The 2,913-nt window shown below is 70.3% G+C and carries 2 protein-coding genes; both read right to left on the reverse strand.

Annotated elements, in window-relative coordinates; all coding sequences use genetic code 11:
• Positions 1-149 precede the first annotated feature (149 nt).
• On the reverse strand, positions 150-1,751 hold the full coding sequence (locus tag I73_RS22730; RefSeq protein ID WP_022982723.1) for an MDR family MFS transporter: 1,602 nt from the start codon (positions 1,749-1,751) through the stop codon (positions 150-152).
• On the reverse strand, positions 1,744-2,874 hold the full coding sequence (locus I73_RS22735) for an HlyD family secretion protein (RefSeq protein WP_022982724.1): 1,131 nt from the start codon (positions 2,872-2,874) through the stop codon (positions 1,744-1,746). Before I73_RS22735 ends, I73_RS22730 begins: the two co-directional genes overlap by 8 nt.
• Positions 2,875-2,913: the final 39 nt, after the last annotated feature.

Raw genomic sequence — 2,913 nt, forward strand, 5'->3', positions numbered from 1 at the left:
CCGTCGGCGCGCTTGGGTAGTCCGGCCCGACGGTCGCGCAGGCGGCCAGCCCACCGGCCAGCAGCACCGCGCTGGTCCACACGGTCAGCCGGTGCGGCAGTGGCGCGGTGGGCCGGCGGCCCGGGTTGGTCGGGTGTGGGGGGAGAGGTTCAGTGCGCATCGTTCATGGCCGGCGCCTGGCCGGGCTGTGGGGTCTTGAGCATCAGGGCAAGCGGCATGGTCAGCAGCAGCACAAAGCCCAGGGCGTAGAAGGTTTCGGAATAGGTCATCACGCTGGCCTGCTGGTGGATCTGCAGCACCAGTTCCTTGAGGGCCTGCAGCTGGGCCAGGGCCGCGTCACCGCCTTGTGCCAGGTGGCTGGCGGCGCTGGCCGCCACGCGCGACTGCACCAGGGGCGAGTTGGCGTTCAGGGCCTCGCCCAGGCGGTCCACATGCAGGGTGTCGCGGCGGTCGATGAAGGTGCCGATCAGCGCCAGGCCGACGGAGCCGCCCAGGTTGCGCGCCATGTTGTAGATGCCGGCCGCGTCGCCGGATTCCTCCCGCGACACCGCGGCCATCGAAGCCTGGTTCAGCGGCATCATGCACAGCATCTGCCCGGCGCCGCGCAGCAATTGCGAGACGATGAAGTCGTGCCCCACGCTCTGTGCGGTCAGGCCGATGTCCAGCGCACAGCTGCCGGCAAAGCACGCCAGCCCGGCCATCACCATGAGGCGAAAGTCCACCCGGGCGATCAGGCGCGGCAGGATGGGCATCATGGCGAAGGAGGGCAGCCCGACGTAGAGCATCACCGCGCCCGATTGCTGGGCGTTGTAGCCGGCAATGAGCGCCAGGAACTGCGGCAGGATGTAGGACACGCCGTAGATGCCCGCCCCCACGACGAAGACGATGAAGATCACGCTGACATAAGAGGCGTTGCGCAACAGGCTCAGGCGCAGGATGGGCTTCGGAGCCCAGCGCTGCGACAGGGCGATCAGCCCCATGCCCAGCAGCGACACCAGGCTCAGCGTGACGATCATCGAGGACTCGAACCAGCGTTCGCGCTGCCCCTCTTCCAGCACCACCGTCAGCGTGGACAGGCCCACCGCCAGCCCGACGATGCCCAGCCAGTCGGCCTCGACAAAGGACTTCAGATGGGCCCGCTCGGCCGGCAGGCCCAGCAGCAGCAGCGCCAGCAGGGCCGCGCACACCGGCACGTTGATGAAGAAACACCAGTGCCAGCTGGCGTTCTCGGTCAGCCAGCCGCCCAGCACCGGCCCCAGCAAAGGCCCCAGCAGCACGATCAGGCCGAACAGCGTCATGCCCACCGGCAGCTGATGCCGCGGCAGGCGGGTGCGGATGATGGTCTGCGCGGTGGGAATCAAGGCCCCGCCGGTGAAGCCCTGGCCGATGCGCGCCAGCACCAGCATGGCCAGGTTGCCCGACAGCCCGCAGAGGATGGAAAAGGCGGTGAACAGCCCGGCGTTGACCACCAGGAAGTTGCGCAGGCCGAACACCCGGGTCAGCCAGGCCGCCAGCGGAATCATCACGATCTCCGACATCAGGTAGCCAGTGGAGATCCAGGTGCCTTCGGTGCCGGTGGCGCCCACCGCGCCCTGGATCTGGGGCAGGGCCGAGTTGGTGATCGAGATGTCCAGCGTGGCCATCAGCGCCCCCAGGGCACCGGCGGCCACCGCGATCCAGTCGGTGACGCTGGCGTGGGGCTCGGTGTGGGGCACGGCAGCGGGCATGGCGGTGGGCACGGCCTCAGCCATGGGCTGTCTCGCGGGTGTCCACCTCGGTCGTCACCGACAGGCCGGGCAGCAGCCGCTCGCGCAGGGCGGCGTCGGCCTGCACATGGATGCGCACCGGCACGCGCTGGACGATCTTGGTGAAGTTGCCCGTGGCGTTCTCGGACGGCAGCAGGGCGAACTGGGCCCCGGTGCCCGGCGAGAAGCTCTCCACCGTGCCATGGATCACCACGTCCGGCAGCGCGTCCACATGCAGCGTCACCGGCTGCCCGGCCCGCATGCGGCCGATCTGGGTTTCCTTGAAGTTGGCCACCAGGTAGATGTCCTGGGTGGGCACGACGGTCATCAGCCGGGTGCCCGGCTGGGCGAACTGCCCCACCTGCACGGTGGTGTCGCCCACGCGGCCGTCCAGGGCCGCGCGCACGATGGTGTCATCCACATCCAGATGGCTTTGCCGCAAGGCGGCCTGGGCCGACTGGAGCTGGGCCTGGGTCTGCGCGACCTGGGCCTGGCTGGCGGCCAGATGCCCCTGGGCCGCTTGCACCGCCGCCGTCGTGGCCGCCAGCTGGGTCTTGGCCTGGTCGCGGCTGTTGCGCAACTCGTCCAGGCGCTCGGCGGTGGCCGCGCCGGTGGAGGCCAGCGGCGCGTTGCGGTCCAGTTCCTCCTGCGCATGACGCAGGCTCAGCCGGGCCGATTCGGCCTGGGCGCGGGCCTGGGCCAGCGCCGCCTGCTGCTCCAGGATGTCGGCCTGCACCCGCTGCACATCGGCCCGCCGGGCGTCGATGGCGGCCTGCGACTGGTCCGCCGCGGCCTGGTACTGGCGCGGGTCCAGCTTGACCAGCGGATCGCCCCGCTTCACATGCTGGTTGGCCACCACATAGACCGCCGTGACATAGCCCGCCACCTTGGGTGCGGCGGTCACGCTGTCGGCCTTCAGGTAGGCGTCGTCGGTGCTTTCGATGAAGCGGCCCACCGTCCACCAGTGCACGCCGTAACCGGCCGCGGCCAGCAGACCCACGGCGGCCAGCGCCCACATCAGCGGGCGCCGCCGAGACGGTGGCTGTCCGGAGGCGCCGGCCGAGGCGCTGGCGGTCGAGGAAGCTTCGGAGGCGGGCCCGTTCGGGCTGGCAGCAGGCTGGGATGACATGGACGGGGCCGAGCGGTCGGTTGAAATTATTCCGGTCGA

This window comes from Ideonella sp. B508-1, from assembly GCF_000333615.1.
Lineage (GTDB): Bacteria > Pseudomonadota > Gammaproteobacteria > Burkholderiales > Burkholderiaceae_C > Ideonella.

What these genes read in the sequence shown, in the direction of transcription:
- I73_RS22730 (WP_022982723.1), bottom strand. Translation starts at nt 1,751, where the DNA reads ATGGCTGAGGCCGTGCCCACCGCCATGCCCGCTGCCGTGCCCCACACC.
- I73_RS22735 (WP_022982724.1), bottom strand. Translation starts at nt 2,874, where the DNA reads ATGTCATCCCAGCCTGCTGCCAGCCCGAACGGGCCCGCCTCCGAAGCT.